Here is a 14,696-nt window from a genome sequence, read left to right on the forward strand (position 1 = left end):
TCCAGATGCCCTATACCCTCGGGGAGATAGCAAAAACATTGGAACAATGGCAAGGTGGCTGATCTGTATTCCCGCTCGGAGCACTCCTTGTCGTCGACACCGTTATTCCTGCTGCTCGGGCTATTGCTGGCATGTGCGGCGTTCCTGGCCGCGTTTCTGATCTGCGTGCGCCGCTTGCGGCGCGGCTACGAGGCGCGCATGCGCCTGCTGGCCGAGCGGGAGCGCGTGGCCGCCAGCCTGCACGACACCCTGTTGCAAAGCATGCAGGGCATGATCCTGCGCTTCCAGGGCGTCAGCCACCGGCTGGCGGCGGACCATCCGGAACGCGTCACCATCGAGCGCATCCTCGACCAGGCCGACGAGGTGCTGGCCGAGGGCCGGCACCAGATCCTGGCGCTGCGCATGCCGGTGGTGTACGGCGACAACCTGAGCCAGGCGTTGGCCGCCATCGGCCAGTCGCTGCAGGAGAATTTCAACACGCCGTTCCGCATGGTCGTCAGCGGCAGGCCCACCTTGGTCAGCGGCGACAGCGGCGAGGAAATCTACGGCCTCGCGCGCGAGGCGCTGTACAACGCCTTCCAGCACGCGCGGGCCGGCAACGTCGAGCTGGAGCTGGTGTATGGCTGCGAATATTTCGTGGTCTATGTGCGCGACGACGGCAAGGGCATGGCGCGGCCGCCGAACGGGCTGGCCGCCATGCGCGCGCGCGCCGCCCGCCTGGACGGCACGCTGGAGGTGCTGAGCCTGCCGGAGCGGGGCACGGAGGTGATCCTCAAGGTGCCGGGGGCGAGCTGCTACCAGGCGCCGCGTCCGCGCGGCTGGCGGCACTGCCTGATGGCGTGGCTGGGCCGCACCGACACCCTCGGTTAACCAGCCAGCGGCCGCGGCCGCGTGCGCATGCCGATGATGCCGCGTCCGAGCGCGATCAGCACCGCGTGGGTGCGGTCGTTGGCCTGCAGCTTGGACATCAGGTTCTTCATGTGCACCTTGACGGTTTCCTCGGCGATGCACAGCTGGCGGCCGATCAGGCGGTTGCTCTTGCCCAGCGCGGCCAGTTCCAGCACCTGGATCTCGCGCGGCGTCAGCGTGTCGCCCGGCAGCTGGCGCGCCACCGCCCGGACCAGCAGCGGCGGCACATGGCGCTGGCCGGCGTGGATGGCGCGCAGGGTGTCCAGCATCTCGCGCCGGGCCGCGCTCTTCAGCAGATAACCGGCGGCGCCGGCCTTCATGGCGCGCATCACCAGCGCGTCGCCCTCGTAGGTGGTCAGCACCACGATGGCGGCCCGCGGGTACTCGTTGCGGATGATCTGGGTGGCCTCGACGCCGTCGAGGTCGGGCATCTGGATGTCCATCAGCACCAGGTCGGGACGCAGGCTGCGGTAGTGCGCGATCGCCTCGCGGCCGCCTGCCGCTTCCGCCACCAGCTGGAAGCCGGCGTCGCTGGCCAGCACGCTGGCGACGCCCTGGCGGAACACCGGGTGGTCGTCCGCCGTCATCACGGTGATTGGAAGCTGGGCCATAAGGTTGTCACCCAAAAGGGATGGAAAGCATGACAGTGCCACAGGCGTGACAGCCTGGCTATAACCCCGTGGGGTTAGACCACCGAACCGAGCTTGAATATCGGCAAGTACATGGCCACCACCAGGCCGCCGATCAGCACGCCGAGGATCACCATGATGGCCGGCTCCATCAGGCTGGACAGCGAGGCCACCGCCTCGTCCACCTCCTCCTCGTAGAAATCGGCCACCTTGCCCAGCATGGCGTCCAGCGAGCCGGACTCCTCGCCGATGGACACCATCTGCGTGACCATGTTGGGGAACACCTCGGCGTTCTGCATGGCCACCGTCAGGCTGGTGCCGGTGCTGACCTCGGTCTGGATCTTGCGCGTGGCGTCGAGGTAGACCGCGTTGCCGGCCGCGCCGCCCACCGAGTCGAGCGACTCCACCAGCGGCACGCCGGCCGCGAACATGGTCGACAGCGTGCGGGTCCAGCGCGCCACCGTGGCTTTGCGGATCACCTCGCCAAACACGGGCAGCTTGAGCAGCAGCCGGTCCATGAAGCGTTGCATTTGCAGCGAGCGCTGCCAGGCGCGGAAGAAGAAATAAATCGACGCGAACAGGCTGCCGAAAATCAGATACCACCACTGCACGAAGAACTCCGACAGCGCCATCACGAACAGCGTGGGCGCCGGCAGGTTGGCGCCAAAGCTGGTGAACACCTCCTTGAAGGCCGGCACCACCCAGATCATGATCACCGCCGTGACGATGAAGGCCACCGCCAGGATCGACACCGGATACATCAGCGCCGACTTGATCTTGGCCTTCATGGCCAGCGTCTTTTCCTTGTAGATGGCCAGCCGGGTCAGCAGGTCCTCCAGGATGCCGGCCTGCTCGCCGGCGCCGACCAGGTTGCAGAACAGCGGATCGAAATACAGCGGGAACTTGCGGAACGCCTGGTTGAGGCTGGTGCCGGTCTCGATATCGGCGCGCAAGTCCATCACCAGCTTGGAGACCGACGGGTTGGCGTGGCCCTTGCCGACGATGTCGAACGACTGCAGCAGCGGCACGCCGGCCTTCATCATGGTGGCCAGCTGGCGGGTGAACAGGGTGATGTCCTTGTCGGTGACCTTCTTGCCCGAGCGGTAGGCCTTCTTCTTGACCTTGGTGACCATGATGCCCTGGCGGCGCAGGGTGACGTTGACCACCGCCTCGCCGCCGGCGCGCAGCTCGCCGCGCACGGTCTTGCCGGTTTTATCCTTGCCCTCCCAGGCGAAGACCGATTCCTTGACCTGGTTGCCCGCGTTTCGAGAGATTGCCATGATCGCCGTCCTATTCGTTGGTGCAGCCCAGCACTTCCTCCAGGCTGGTCAGGCCCGCCTTGACCTTGACCAGCCCCGACTGGCGCAGCGACTTCACGCCCTCCGCCTCGGACTGGGCGGCGATCTGCATCGCGTTGCCGTGGGCCAGGATCAGGGTTTCGATGGCCGGCGTGATCGGCATGATCTGGTAAATGCCGACCCGGCCCTTGTAGCCGCCGCCGTTGCAGCGCTCGCAGCCGACCGGGCCGTAGGGCTTCCATGTGCCGTCCAGCTCCTCCGGCTTGAAGCCGGCCTTGAGCAGCAGGTCCGGCGCGATGTCGACCGGCTGCTTGCAGGCGCACAGGCGGCGCGCCAGGCGCTGGGCGGTGATCAGGATCACGGACGAGGCGATGTTGAACGGCGCCACGCCCATGTTCATCAGGCGCGTGAGCGTCGAGGGCGCGTCGTTGGTGTGCAGCGTGGAAAACACCATGTGGCCGGTCTGCGCCGCCTTGATGGCGATGTCGGCGGTTTCCAGGTCGCGGATCTCGCCCACCATGATGATGTCCGGATCCTGGCGCAGGAAGGACTTGAGCGCCACCGGGAAGGTCAGGCCGGCCTTGTCGTTGACGTTGACCTGGTTCACGCCCGGCAGGTTGATCTCGGCCGGGTCCTCGGCGGTGGAGATGTTGATGCCGGGCTTGTTGAGGATGTTCAGGCAGGTGTACAGCGACACCGTCTTGCCGGAACCGGTCGGGCCGGTCACCAGCACCATGCCGTAGGGGCGCTGGATGGCGTCCAGCAGCAACTCCTTCTGGTCGGGATCGTAGCCGAGCGAGTCGATGCCCATCTGCGCCTGGGTGGCGTCCAGGATACGCATCACCGTCTTCTCGCCGAACAGCGTGGGCAGGGTGGAGATGCGCAGGTCGATGGTCTTGGTGGGCGAGACGATCAGGCGCATGCGGCCGTCCTGCGGCACGCGCTTTTCCGAGATGTCCAGCTTGGCCAGCACCTTGATGCGCGAGACCAGCTTCTCCTTGATCGAGATGGGCGGCTGGGCATGTTCGATCAGCACGCCGTCGACGCGGAAGCGGATGCGGTAAAACTTCTCGAACGGCTCGAAGTGCAAGTCCGAGGCGCCCATGTTGACGGCGTCCATCAGCATCTTGTTAAGGAAGCGCACCACCGGCGCGTCCTCCACCTCGTTGGCGGCGGCCTCGGCTGCGTTGACGGCGGCGGCGCTGGGTTCCTCCTCCTCGGCAAACTGAATGTCCGCCTCGTCGCCGGCCAGGTCGGCGATGCTTTGCTCGCTGCTCTTGTTGAGGCGGGCCAGCAACTGCAGCAGCGCGTCGTGCGCCACGATCACCGGCTCGACCGTGGACTCGGTCTGGAACTTGATCTGGTCCAGCGCCTGCGTGTTGGTGGGGTCGGAGATCGCCACCGACATCTTGTTGCCGCGCTTGGCCAGCGCGAGCACGCGCTGGGTCTGCATCAGCTTGTTGTCGATGATCTTGGGCGGCAGCGCCTCGATGTTGAGGGCGCCGACGTCGAGCAGCGGATAGGCGAAGGTCTCGGCGCAGAAGGCGGCCAGCGCCTTCGATTCAATCGTGCCGCTGGACAGCAGCACATCGATGAAGGCCAGCTTCTCCGCCACCGACTTTTTTTGCAGGCTCTCCGCCTGCGCGGCGGACAGGCGGCCGGCCTGCATCAAAGCCCTCGCCAGCCCCGGCATCGGGGCGCCTGGCGCTGCGTTGGGTAGGACTGCTGCCATAGTCGCGTCTGTCAGGTTGGAGGAGGGCGATCAAGCGATGATGCTCTCAGGCATTATTTTTGTAAAGCCCGTGCAACAATTTTACTCCGCTCTGTTGCGTGCGCCCACGCGTTTGCCTGCTTTTACAGCGCTCAGCGGGCGGCGGGGCGTCGCAATTTGACGACTTTGATGGCCTGGTCGTGGACCTGCACCACCTCGACGATGCACTGGTCGACCTTGATGCTGATGGGCGCGTCTGGAATTTCTTGCAACAATTCCAGCAGCATGCCGTTCAGGGTCTTGGGGCCGTCGAGCCGGAAGTTGAGGCCGAGGCGCTTGTTGACGTCGCGCAGCGGGGTGGCGCCGTCCAGCAGGCATACGCCGTGGGCGTCCCAGCCGAAGCTGTCGGCCTTGGCGGCGCTCGGGGTGGAGGTGGTGAACTCGCCGATCATCTCCTCGATGATATCGTCCAGCGTGACCAGGCCCTGCACCTCGCCGTACTCATCGACGATGATGCCAAGGCGTTCCTTGTTCTCCTGGAAGTACTGGAGCTGGGTGAACAGGCGCGTGTCCTGCGGAATGAAATAGGGCGTGGTGAGCAGGGCGCGCAGGTGATCGGCGGTCAGCTCGTCCTCCTGGTTCAGCAGGGCCACCGCCTTGCGCACGTGGAGGATGCCGACGATGCGGTTGATCTCGCCTTCATAGACGGGCAGCTTGTTGTGATAGCAGGTGGTGAGTTCGCGCATGATCTCTTCCACCGGCATTTCCAGGTCCAGCGCCTCGATCTGCGAGCGCGGGGTCATGATGTCCTCGACCGAGATGGTCTCCAGGTCGAACAGATTGAGCAGAATGCTCTTGTGCTTTTGCGGAATGAAATTGCCGCCTTCCAACACGATCGAGCGCAGCTCCTCGGGCGACAGGCGGGTATCGTGCGCGTGCGAGCCGGCCTTGATGCCGAACACCCTCAGCAGCTGCGACACGAACAGATTGACGAACCAGATCATCGGCTTGGAGAGCGACATCAGCGGCTTGAGCACCATGCTGGTGGGCAGGGCGATCTTCTCCGGGAAGGTGGCGCCGATCACCTTGGGCGAAATTTCCGCGAACACAATCAGCAGGAAAGCCACGCCGCCGGTGGACAGGGTGATGACGTTATCGTCGTGGCCGAAGGCCTGGATGGCGATCGAGGTGACGAGCGCGGTGGCGGCGGCGTTGAACAGGGTGTTAGCGATCAGCACCAGCGACAGCAGCTTGTCGGTGCGTTCGAGCAGCCACAGCGTGGTGATGGCCCTGCGGCTGCCGCGTTTGGCCTCATGGCGCAGGCGATAGCGATTGGCCGCCATCAAAGCGGTCTCCGCCATCGCGAAGAAGGCCGAGCAGAGAATCAGGAGGAAGAGTGCAAGAAATTGCACCCAAAAGGGCACGGTATCCAAGGGGGATAGAGGAATGGGCAATGGTTCCGATTCTAAGGGAATGATGTGATGTGTGCAAGTTTGCCCACCCAGATTCGGGGTCAGCTCTGACATTCGGACACGCGCGCATAATCTTTGATGTGGATCAATACGCAAATTCAAGCATTTTTGCGTATTGATATAGCTCAAACGTTAGCGTTAGCTGTCCGAATGTCAGAGCTGACCCCGAATTTAAAACAACTCGTCGAGTTGTTCGAAGAATGCGCGTTTGGCGGGTTGGTCGGTGGCGAGCAGTTGGGCGGCGAGGTCGGCGGAGAGCTCTTCGCGCACGTTGCGGTGGGCGAAGGCGATGTCCAGCCAGCGGTCGGCCTTGCCGCCTCGGCCAAGGTCGATGAAGTGGAGTTCGTCCTTGTCGGTGACGAAGATGTTGCTGTCGCCAAGGTCGCCGTGCGAGAAGACCAGGTCTTCTTGCGGCATGGTGGCATGCAGCCGCGCCAGCAGGTCCTGCGGCGTGGCGAGGTCGGGCCAGGCGTCGAGGTCGTAGTCTTCGTCGATCAGGCCCTGGCTGATCAGGAATGCCAGTTCGCGCAGGCGCACGGCGGCGCTGGAGTCGAACGGGCAATCGGCAATGGGGATCGATTGCATTTGCCGCAACGCTTCCTTGAATACCGCCAGCGCGCGCTGCCGGTCTTCCAGATGCGCGGCCAGCGGCAGGCCTGGCACGGCGCGGGTGATCATGTATTCCTGCTGCGCGTCCTGCGCGGTCAGCACCACTTCCGGCACGTTCACTTTGCCTGACAACCATTGCAGCACGGCGGCTTCGCGCAGCACGCTGTAAGTGGTATCGGCGTAGATCGCCGGCGAGGTCTTGAGAAAATAAAGTTCTTTCCCGCGCCGGAAGCTGTGCACCGTGCATGGTGATTCACCAATTTCATCGCGCTGCAAGGCAGCGTCGCCAATAAACCGTTTGATTGCTTGCATATTATTTCGTCATGATGAGTGCATGCGCGGCGATGGGGACGCCGTTCTCCTGGCGCGCCTCCATGGCTTGCGATGCGAGGATGGTAAAGCCGGTCGCAGCGGCCAGTCGCTGCAAGTACTCCAGCGTGTGGGCGTAGCGGTTGGAGGGGCGCAGCACGTAATCGGCGCCGTCGCCGGCCTCCACCGAGAAGCAGAACCGGCTGCCCGGACGCAGCGCCGCGTGCACGGCGCGGAACACCGGCGCCAAGTCGCCTATGTAGACGAAGACGTCGGCCGCCACCGCCAAATCGAACGAGGCCTCGTGGCCATTCAGATAGCCAGTCAGGTCGTCGCAGGCCAGTTTGTCGTACAGCTTTCGTTCGGCGGCCTTGTCCAGCATTTGTTGCGACAGGTCGACGCCAACCAGTTTGCGCGAGTACGCGCGCAGGTAGGGAGCGCACAAGCCGGTGCCGCAGCCCAGGTCCACGGTCGATAGCTCGCTCGATGGCGCCACATGCCGCAGCAGCGCGTCCAGTACGGCCGGCGTTTTGTAGCCCAGGACTTCGGTCAGGTGCTGGTCGAAGTGGTTGGCGTATTGGTCGAACAGCGAGCGAACGTAGTCGTTCGGTAGTGCGGCCGGCGTTTCGCCTGCGCCCACCGAGGCCAGCGCGAAGGCGATGGTCTCCGGATTGTCGCCATGCGCCAGCGCGGCGCGGTAGGCGGCGATGGCTTCTTCGCGCCGGTCCAGCGCGCGCAGGGCGTTGCCGCGATGGTAGTGGGCCAGCGCGTAATCGGGACGGTGCTTCAGCGCCTGGTCATAGCTGTCCACTGCCGCACCAAACTCGCCCAGCCGGTGCAGCGACATGCCCTGTGCGCAGTATGCCTCCGCCCAGTCGGGACGCAGGTGAATGGCGCGGTCGAAGCTTTCCACCGCTTCCGGCAGGTAGCGCAGGCAGTGCAGCGCGTTGCCGCGCGCCAGCCAGGCGTCGGCGTAACGGTCCTTGATGTTGAGCGCATCCTCGGCCGCGCCCAGCGCGTCGGGATAGCGGCCCAGATCCTGCAAGACGATGGCGCGGTTGCAGTGCGCTTCCGCGTAGTCGGGCTTGAATTGCAAGGCGCGCTGGTAGCTGTCCAGCGCTTCATCGGGACGCCGCAGCCGCCGCAGCGCGTTGCCGCGATTGCTCCACGCCAGCGCATAGGACGGATTCAGCGCCAGCGCGCGCTCATGGCTGGCCAGCGCCTCGTCGGCGCGGCCGGCGTCCAGCAAGGCGACGCCGAGGTTGCAGTGCGCGTTGGCCTGCGCGTTGTCGATCTCCAGCGCGCGCGAGATCAGGTCGATGGCGCCGTCGGTGTCGCCTTGCTGGCGCGCGATGACCCCCAGCAGATGCAGCGCATCGAACTGGCGCGGATCGAGTTCCAGCACCTGCCGGTATAGCGCCTGCGCCGGTTCCAGACGCCCCTGCTGGTGCAGCTCGACGGCTTGTTGAAGTAAGGATGCGGCCAATGATTCAGTCATAGGCCGCATCTTATCAAATCAGCTGCCGCGATAGGTGGAATAGGCCCAAGGCGACACCACCAGCGGCACGTGGTAGTTCTGGTCCGCGTGCGCCACGCCAAACGCCAGCGTCACCTCGTCGATGAAGCGCGGCTCCGGCAGCGCCACGCCCTGCGCGGCGAAATAGTCGCCGGCGCTGAACACCAGCTCATATTTGCCCTGTTTCAGTGCGTCGCCCTCGAGCAGGGGGCTGGAGCAGCGGCCGTCGGCGTTGGTGACGTCGGTTTTCAACAGGGTGCGGCCCTGCGCGTCCACCGCATACAAAGCCACTTTGACGCCGGCGCCCGGCCTGCCTTGCGTGATGTCGAGAACGTGCGTACTGAGTTTGCCCATGATTGGTCCTATATTTGCTTGTGACAGGTATCTATTGTCGAAATCATATACTGCCATGGACGTAGGCATATATGATTGGAGATATATTACCCATAGACTTGCCAGCGCCATGACCACTTACGACAACTACCCGCGCGACCTGATCGGCTACGGCCCCCGGCCGCCGCATGCCCAGTGGCCGAACAAGGCCCGCATCGCCCTGCAATTCGTGCTGAATTACGAGGAGGGCGCCGAAAACAGCGTGCTGCATGGCGACGCCGGCTCCGAGACCTTCCTGTCCGAGATCATCGGCGCGGCCTCGTTCAGCAACCGCCATATGAGCATGGAGTCGTTGTACGAGTATGGTTCGCGCGCGGGCCTGTGGCGCGTGCTGCGCATGTTCGAGGAACGCAAGCTGCCGCTGACGATCTTTGGTGTGTCGATGGCCTTGAAGCGTCATCCGGAAGCGGTGGCGGCGTTCAAGGAGTTGGGCCACGAAATCGCCTGCCACGGCCTGCGCTGGATCTCGTATCAGAATATGGATGAAGCCACCGAGCGCGCGCACATGAAGGAAGCGGTCGATATCATCCGCGAACTGACCGGCAGCGCGCCGCAAGGCTGGTACACCGGCCGCGATTCGCCGCAGACCCGCAGGTTGGTGATGGAGCATGGCGGCTTCCGCTACGACTCGGACTACTACGGCGACGACCTGCCGTTCTGGCAGAAGGTGGATTTCACCAACGCGCAAGGCCAGGCGGTGAGCGAGCCGCAGTTGATCGTTCCGTACACGCTGGACACCAACGACATGCGCTTCGCTGCCGCGCAAGGCTTCAACTCCGGCACCCAGTTCTTCGATTACCTGAAGGACGCGTTTGACGTGCTGTATGCCGAGGGCGATCCGCATGGCCTGAACCGGCCGAAGATGCTGAATATCGGCCTGCACTGCCGCCTGATCGGCCGTCCGGCGCGCGCCGCCTCGATGGCGCGCTTCCTCGATTATGTGCAGAAGCACGACAACGTCTGGATCACGCGCCGCATCGATATCGCGGAACACTGGCGCAACACGCACCCTTTTGCAGAATGAGATTGTGATGTCTGAACCGATACGCTTTTACTACCGTGGCGCCGTCCAGGAAATCCACGACGCCGCACCAACCCGCACCGTGCTTCAGCATTTGCGCGAAGATCTGCATTGCACCGGCACCAAGGAAGGTTGCGCCGAGGGCGATTGCGGCGCCTGCACGGTGGTGGTGGGCAGTCTGAACGCGCAAGGGCAGCTGGAGATGAAGGCGGTGAATTCCTGCATCCAGTTCGCGCCCACGCTCGATGGCAAGGCCCTGTTCACGGTCGAAGACGTGCAGCAGCCGGATGGCACGCTGCATCCGGTGCAGCAGGCGATGGTGGAATGCCACGGTTCGCAATGCGGCTTCTGCACGCCGGGTTTCGTGATGTCCTTGTGGGGCATGTATCTCGACAAGGATGGCCAGCCCGCGCAGCGCAAGGAGATTGACGATTGCCTGTCCGGTAACCTGTGCCGCTGCACCGGCTACCGCCCGATTATCGACGCCGCCCATCGCATGACCGAGCTGCCGAAAGTATCGTTCGACCGCGCCGCGCTGACGCGGCAACTGCAAGCCTTGCAACGCGAGGCCGGTTCGACCTACACCGCGCAGGGGCAAGCCTTCCATGCGCCGCGCACGCTGGAGGAGTTGGTGGCGCTGCGCGCCGCGCATCCGAAAGCCACACTGCTGGCCGGCTCCACCGACATCGGCCTGTGGGTGACCAAGCAGATGCGCGAACTGGGCGACATCATTTATCTCGGCCATGTGAGCGCGCTGCAGTCCGTGCGGCAGAAGGACGGCATGTTGGAGATTGGCGCTGGCGTGTCGCTGAACGATGCGTATGAGGCCCTGTGCAAGCTGTATCCGGCGGAGCTGGGCGAGTTGTGGCAGCGCTTTGCCTCGCTGCCGATCCGTAACGCCGGTACGCTGGGCGGCAACGTCGCCAACGGTTCGCCGATCGGCGATTCCATGCCCTGGATGATCGCGCTGGGCAGCGAGGTGGTGCTGCAAGGCCCTTCCGGCCAGCGCGTGCTGGCGCTGGAAGCCTTCTACCTCGATTATCAGAAGAAGGATCTGCAGGCCGACGAATTCGTCGCCGCCATGCGTGTACCGCTGCCGCGCGCGGACGTACGGTTCCGCACCTACAAGCTGGCCAAGCGCTTCGACCAGGATATCTCGGCGGTGTGCGCGGCGTTCGCGTTCACGCTGGATGGCGACCAGGTTGTCGATGCCCGCATCGCCTTCGGCGGCATGGCGGCCACGCCACGCCGGGCGCCGCGCGCGGAGGCCGCGCTGACCGGCTTGCGCTGGAATGAAACCAATTTGCGCGTGGCGATGGATATGCTGCGGCAGGACTTTGCGCCGCTGTCGGACATGCGCGCATCGAGCAGTTACCGCATGCAGACGGCGCAGAACCTGCTGCGCCGCTTCTGGCTGGAGACGCGCGCCGACGCGCCGCTTGCGGCCGATGCCGTCAACGCCTTCGCTTGCCGCGCCTGAAAGGAGCCATCATGAATCAACCCGTTGCTCCATCCGCGATCACCGCGACCGACTGGAAAGCGGTGGGCGTCGCCCGCCCGCACGAATCGGCCGAGCTGCACGTGCTGGGCCAGGCCACTTACACCGACGATATCCCCGAGCTGCAAGGCACGCTGCACGCGGCGCTGGGCTTGTCGTCCAAGGCGCATGCGCGCATCGTCTCGATGGATCTGGCGCCGGTGCGCGCCGCGCCGGGCGTGGTGGCGGTGTACACCGCCGCCGATATCGTCGGCACCAACGATTGCGGTCCCATCATCCACGACGATCCTATCTGGGCGGTGGAGGAGGTGATGTACGTCGGCCAGCCGACATTCATGGTGGTGGCGGATACGCATGACAATGCGCGCCGCGCCGCGCGCAAGGCGGTGGTGGCTTACGAGGAATTGCCGGCCATCTTCACGCCGCAGGAAGCCAAGGCGGCCAACTCGTACGTGCTGCCGCCGATGCAGCTCAAGCGCGGCGACTACCAGACGGCGTTTGACATGGCGCCACGCGTGGTGAGGGGGCAGTTGTTCGTCGGCGGTCAGGAACAGTTCTACCTTGAGGGGCAGATCGCCTACGCGATTCCGAAGGAAGACAACAGCCTGCTGGTGCAGTGTTCCACGCAGCACCCGAGCGAGATGCAGCACGTGGTGGCGCATGCCATCGGCGTGCATTCGCACAAGGTGCAGGTGGAATGCCGCCGCATGGGCGGCGGCTTTGGCGGCAAGGAGTCGCAGTCGGCCTTGTGGGCCGCATCGGCCGGCATCGCGGCGGCCAAGTTGCGCCGCCCGGTCAAGCTGCGCGCGGACCGCGATGACGACATGCTCGTCACCGGCAAGCGCCACTGCTTCTATTATGAATACGAGGTGGGTTACGACGACAACGGCAAGATTCTGGCCGCGCGCGTCGACATGACCTTGCGCGCCGGCTTCTCGGCCGACTTGTCCGGCCCTGTGGCGACGCGGGCGGTCTGCCACTTCGATAACGCTTACTACCTGTCGGACGTGGATATCCGCGCCGGTTGCGGCAAGACCAATACGCAGTCGAATACGGCGTTCCGGGGCTTTGGCGGCCCGCAGGGTGCGATAGCGATCGAGTACATCATCGACGAGATCGCGCGTAATCTGGGACGTGATGCGCTCGATATCCGCCGCCTCAACTTCTATGGCAAGACGGAACGGAACGTGACGCCGTATGGACAGGAGATTGTCGATAACGTGATCGAGGCGCTGACGGCGGAGCTGGAGCAGACCAGCGAGTACCGCGCGCGTCGCAAGGCGATTGAGGCGTTCAACGCGTCCAGCCCAGTGCTGAAGAAGGGCATTGCGTTCACGCCGCTCAAGTTCGGGATCGCCTTCAACGTCACCCACCTGAATCAGGCCGGTGCGCTGGTGCATGTGTATGTCGATGGTTCGGTGCTGGTCAATCACGGCGGCACTGAGATGGGGCAGGGTATCAACACCAAGGTGATGCAGGTGGTCGCGCATGAACTGGGCGTGGACCTGTCGCATGTCCGCGTGACGGCGACCGATACCAGCAAGGTGGCGAACACCTCCGCCACGGCAGCGTCCACCGGGGCGGATTTGAACGGCAAGGCGGCGCAGGATGCGGCACGACAGATTCGTGAGCGGCTGGCGGCATATGCGGTCAAGCTGTACGGCGACGAGGATGGACAGCCGGTGCGCTTCTCCGATAATCACGTGCATGTGAACGGCCACAAGGTGGCTTTCCCTGAGCTGGTGCAGAAGGCGTATCTGGCGCGGGTGCAGTTGTGGTCCGATGGCTTTTACGCCACGCCGGGGCTGCACTGGGATCCGAAGACGATGAACGGGCACCCGTTCTCGTACTACGCCTATGGCGCGGCCGTTTCCGAGGTGGTGGTGGACACGCTGACCGGAGAATGGAAGCTGCTGCGCGCGGACGCCTTGTATGACGCGGGGCGTTCGCTGAATCCCGCCATCGACATCGGCCAGGTGGAGGGCGCGTTCATTCAGGGCATGGGCTGGCTGACCACGGAGCAGCTGTGGTGGAACGCGGCCGGCAAGCTGATGACGCATGCGCCGTCCACGTACAAGATTCCGGGAATCTCGGATTGCCCGGAGGATTTCCGTGTCAAGCTGTTTGATAACGGGAATGTGGAGGATAGTATCCACCGCTCCAAGGCGGTGGGCGAGCCGCCGTTGTTGCTGCCGTTCTCGGTGTTCTTCGCGATCCGTGATGCGATTTCGTCGGTGGGCGGCCATCGCGTCAACCCGCCGCTGAACGCGCCGGCCACCAGTGAAGAGATCTTGCGGGCGGTGTCCGCCGTGGAAATGGCGGCGTGATGGATGCGTGGCTGACAGCGCGGGTTTCCGAACCGGCGGTCCTGGTGACGGTGGCGATCGTGGAGGGCTCCGGTCCCCGCGAGCCCGGCGCCAGGATGCTGGTGACGGCGCGCGGCCAGCATGACACGATAGGCGGCGGCCATCTTGAGATGTGCGCCGTCGAGGTCTCGCGGGCGATGCTGAAAAGCGCCGCCAGCGGCGCCGTCGCGTCGCCCCGGCTGGAGCGCTACGCCCTCGGGCCGACGCTGGGCCAGTGCTGCGGCGGCGTGGTGCATCTGGCGTTTGAGCTGGTGGACGCGTCGCTTGCCGACGTGCTGGAGGCCTTGCGCGCGCGCCGGCGTGAGGACAACTGGCGGCTCAGCGCCATCGACGGGCCGCCGTGTGCGGTGCTGCTCGATGCCGATGGTGCGGCCGTCGCCGGTACGCCGGGGAATCCGCCGGAGTGCGACCGGGAGCGCGGCACGCACGTCATGCGCGACCAAGCGGGGCGGTCCTGGCTGGTCGATCCCTGCCTCGCGCCGCGCGCGCATCTGGTGCTGTTCGGCGCCGGTCACGTCGGCGCGGCGCTTGTGCGCACGCTGGGCGAGCTGCCTTGTACCGTCACCTGGGTGGATGAGCGCGAGGACATGTTCCCCGCGGAGGTGCCGGCCAACGTCACCATCGAAGCGACCGACATGCCGGAGGCCTGCGTCGCCGCCGCGCCGCCAAACGCCAGCTATCTCGTGATGACCCACAGTCACGCGCTGGACCAGCGCCTGTGCGAGGCCATCCTCGCGCGCGCGGACGTCGGCTGGTTCGGCCTGATAGGCTCCGACACCAAGCGCGTACAATTCGAGCGCCGCATGGCCGCGCGCGGCCTGCCGCAAGAGCGCATCGAACAAATGGTTTGCCCCATCGGCCTGCCGGGTATCCGCAGCAAGCTGCCGGCCGCCATCGCCGCTTCCGTGTGCGCGCAATTGCTGATGGTCTGGGAAGACCAGTTTAGAACTCCGATTTAAGAAAGA

12 protein-coding genes are annotated in these 14,696 nt (G+C 64.8%); 5 read left to right on the forward strand and 7 right to left on the reverse strand.

Annotation, left to right across the window (positions count from 1 at the left end):
- Positions 1 to 87: 87 nt before the first annotated feature.
- Positions 88 to 870 carry a sensor histidine kinase gene (locus tag FHW83_RS10205; protein ID WP_176646252.1) on the forward strand — a complete coding sequence of 261 codons (783 nt, stop codon included), beginning with the start codon at positions 88 to 90 and terminating at the stop codon, positions 868 to 870.
- Here the strand turns inward: FHW83_RS10205 and FHW83_RS10210 are convergent.
- The 7 genes from FHW83_RS10210 to uraH all read right to left on the reverse strand — a co-directional run bounded on the left by FHW83_RS10210 (position 867) and on the right by uraH (position 8,807).
- Positions 867 to 1,520: a response regulator transcription factor gene (locus FHW83_RS10210; RefSeq protein ID WP_176646253.1), complete on the reverse strand. Its 654-nt coding sequence runs from the start codon at positions 1,518 to 1,520 to the stop codon at positions 867 to 869. The two genes, FHW83_RS10205 and FHW83_RS10210, sit on opposite strands and share 4 nt — an antisense overlap.
- A 74-nt stretch (positions 1,521 to 1,594) precedes the next feature.
- Positions 1,595 to 2,818, reverse strand: a complete 1,224-nt coding sequence (locus FHW83_RS10215) for a type II secretion system F family protein (RefSeq protein ID WP_176646254.1) — start codon at positions 2,816 to 2,818, stop codon at positions 1,595 to 1,597.
- Positions 2,819 to 2,828: 10 nt separating this feature from the next.
- On the reverse strand, positions 2,829 to 4,568 hold the full coding sequence (gene pilB / locus FHW83_RS10220; RefSeq protein ID WP_176646255.1) for a type IV-A pilus assembly ATPase PilB: 1,740 nt from the start codon (positions 4,566 to 4,568) through the stop codon (positions 2,829 to 2,831).
- A gap of 131 nt (positions 4,569 to 4,699) precedes the next feature.
- On the reverse strand, positions 4,700 to 5,980 hold the full coding sequence (locus tag FHW83_RS10225) for an HlyC/CorC family transporter (RefSeq protein ID WP_176646256.1): 1,281 nt from the start codon (positions 5,978 to 5,980) through the stop codon (positions 4,700 to 4,702).
- A gap of 210 nt (positions 5,981 to 6,190) precedes the next feature.
- Entirely contained in the window at positions 6,191 to 6,940 is a 750-nt protein-coding gene (locus tag FHW83_RS10230; RefSeq protein WP_176646257.1) for an APH(3') family aminoglycoside O-phosphotransferase, read from the reverse strand.
- A gap of 1 nt (position 6,941) precedes the next feature.
- Positions 6,942 to 8,435, reverse strand: coding sequence for a tetratricopeptide repeat protein (locus FHW83_RS10235; protein ID WP_229224119.1), 1,494 nt, complete (start codon positions 8,433 to 8,435; stop codon positions 6,942 to 6,944).
- A gap of 18 nt (positions 8,436 to 8,453) precedes the next feature.
- Positions 8,454 to 8,807, reverse strand: coding sequence for a hydroxyisourate hydrolase (uraH, locus tag FHW83_RS10240; protein WP_176646259.1), 354 nt, complete (start codon positions 8,805 to 8,807; stop codon positions 8,454 to 8,456).
- A gap of 109 nt (positions 8,808 to 8,916) precedes the next feature.
- On the opposite strand from uraH, the gene puuE reads away from it, so the two are divergent.
- From puuE to xdhC, 4 genes are read left to right on the forward strand one after another with little or no spacing between them, the layout of a single operon-like run.
- On the forward strand, positions 8,917 to 9,870 hold the full coding sequence (gene puuE / locus FHW83_RS10245; RefSeq protein ID WP_176646260.1) for an allantoinase PuuE: 954 nt from the start codon (positions 8,917 to 8,919) through the stop codon (positions 9,868 to 9,870).
- Between the two features lie 7 nt (positions 9,871 to 9,877).
- Positions 9,878 to 11,347 (forward strand): xanthine dehydrogenase small subunit, encoded by a 1,470-nt coding sequence (xdhA, locus tag FHW83_RS10250; protein WP_176646261.1) that lies wholly within the window; start codon positions 9,878 to 9,880, stop codon positions 11,345 to 11,347.
- A gap of 11 nt (positions 11,348 to 11,358) precedes the next feature.
- Positions 11,359 to 13,692 carry a xanthine dehydrogenase molybdopterin binding subunit gene (xdhB, locus tag FHW83_RS10255; protein WP_176646262.1) on the forward strand — a complete coding sequence of 778 codons (2,334 nt, stop codon included), beginning with the start codon at positions 11,359 to 11,361 and terminating at the stop codon, positions 13,690 to 13,692.
- Positions 13,692 to 14,690, forward strand: coding sequence for a xanthine dehydrogenase accessory protein XdhC (gene xdhC / locus FHW83_RS10260; RefSeq protein WP_176646263.1), 999 nt, complete (start codon positions 13,692 to 13,694; stop codon positions 14,688 to 14,690). The genes xdhB and xdhC overlap by 1 nt, the downstream gene beginning before the upstream one ends.
- The last annotated feature ends 6 nt before the right edge of the window (positions 14,691 to 14,696 follow it).

It is taken from the genome of Duganella sp. SG902 (assembly GCF_013376005.1).
In the GTDB taxonomy this organism is placed as follows: Bacteria; Pseudomonadota; Gammaproteobacteria; order Burkholderiales; family Burkholderiaceae_D; genus Rugamonas.

Excerpts from the sequence above, each read along its gene's own strand:
- xdhB (WP_176646262.1), top strand. The coding sequence starts at position 11,359 with ATGAATCAACCCGTTGCTCCATCCGCGATCACCGCGACCGACTGGAAA.
- FHW83_RS10215 (WP_176646254.1), bottom strand. The coding sequence starts at position 2,818 with ATGGCAATCTCTCGAAACGCGGGCAACCAGGTCAAGGAATCGGTCTTC.
- pilB (WP_176646255.1), bottom strand. The coding sequence starts at position 4,568 with ATGGCAGCAGTCCTACCCAACGCAGCGCCAGGCGCCCCGATGCCGGGG.
- FHW83_RS10230 (WP_176646257.1), bottom strand. The coding sequence starts at position 6,940 with ATGCAAGCAATCAAACGGTTTATTGGCGACGCTGCCTTGCAGCGCGAT.
- FHW83_RS10210 (WP_176646253.1), bottom strand. The coding sequence starts at position 1,520 with ATGGCCCAGCTTCCAATCACCGTGATGACGGCGGACGACCACCCGGTG.
- uraH (WP_176646259.1), bottom strand. The coding sequence starts at position 8,807 with ATGGGCAAACTCAGTACGCACGTTCTCGACATCACGCAAGGCAGGCCG.
- xdhA (WP_176646261.1), top strand. The coding sequence starts at position 9,878 with ATGTCTGAACCGATACGCTTTTACTACCGTGGCGCCGTCCAGGAAATC.
- FHW83_RS10235 (WP_229224119.1), bottom strand. The coding sequence starts at position 8,435 with ATGACTGAATCATTGGCCGCATCCTTACTTCAACAAGCCGTCGAGCTG.
- xdhC (WP_176646263.1), top strand. The coding sequence starts at position 13,692 with ATGGATGCGTGGCTGACAGCGCGGGTTTCCGAACCGGCGGTCCTGGTG.
- puuE (WP_176646260.1), top strand. The coding sequence starts at position 8,917 with ATGACCACTTACGACAACTACCCGCGCGACCTGATCGGCTACGGCCCC.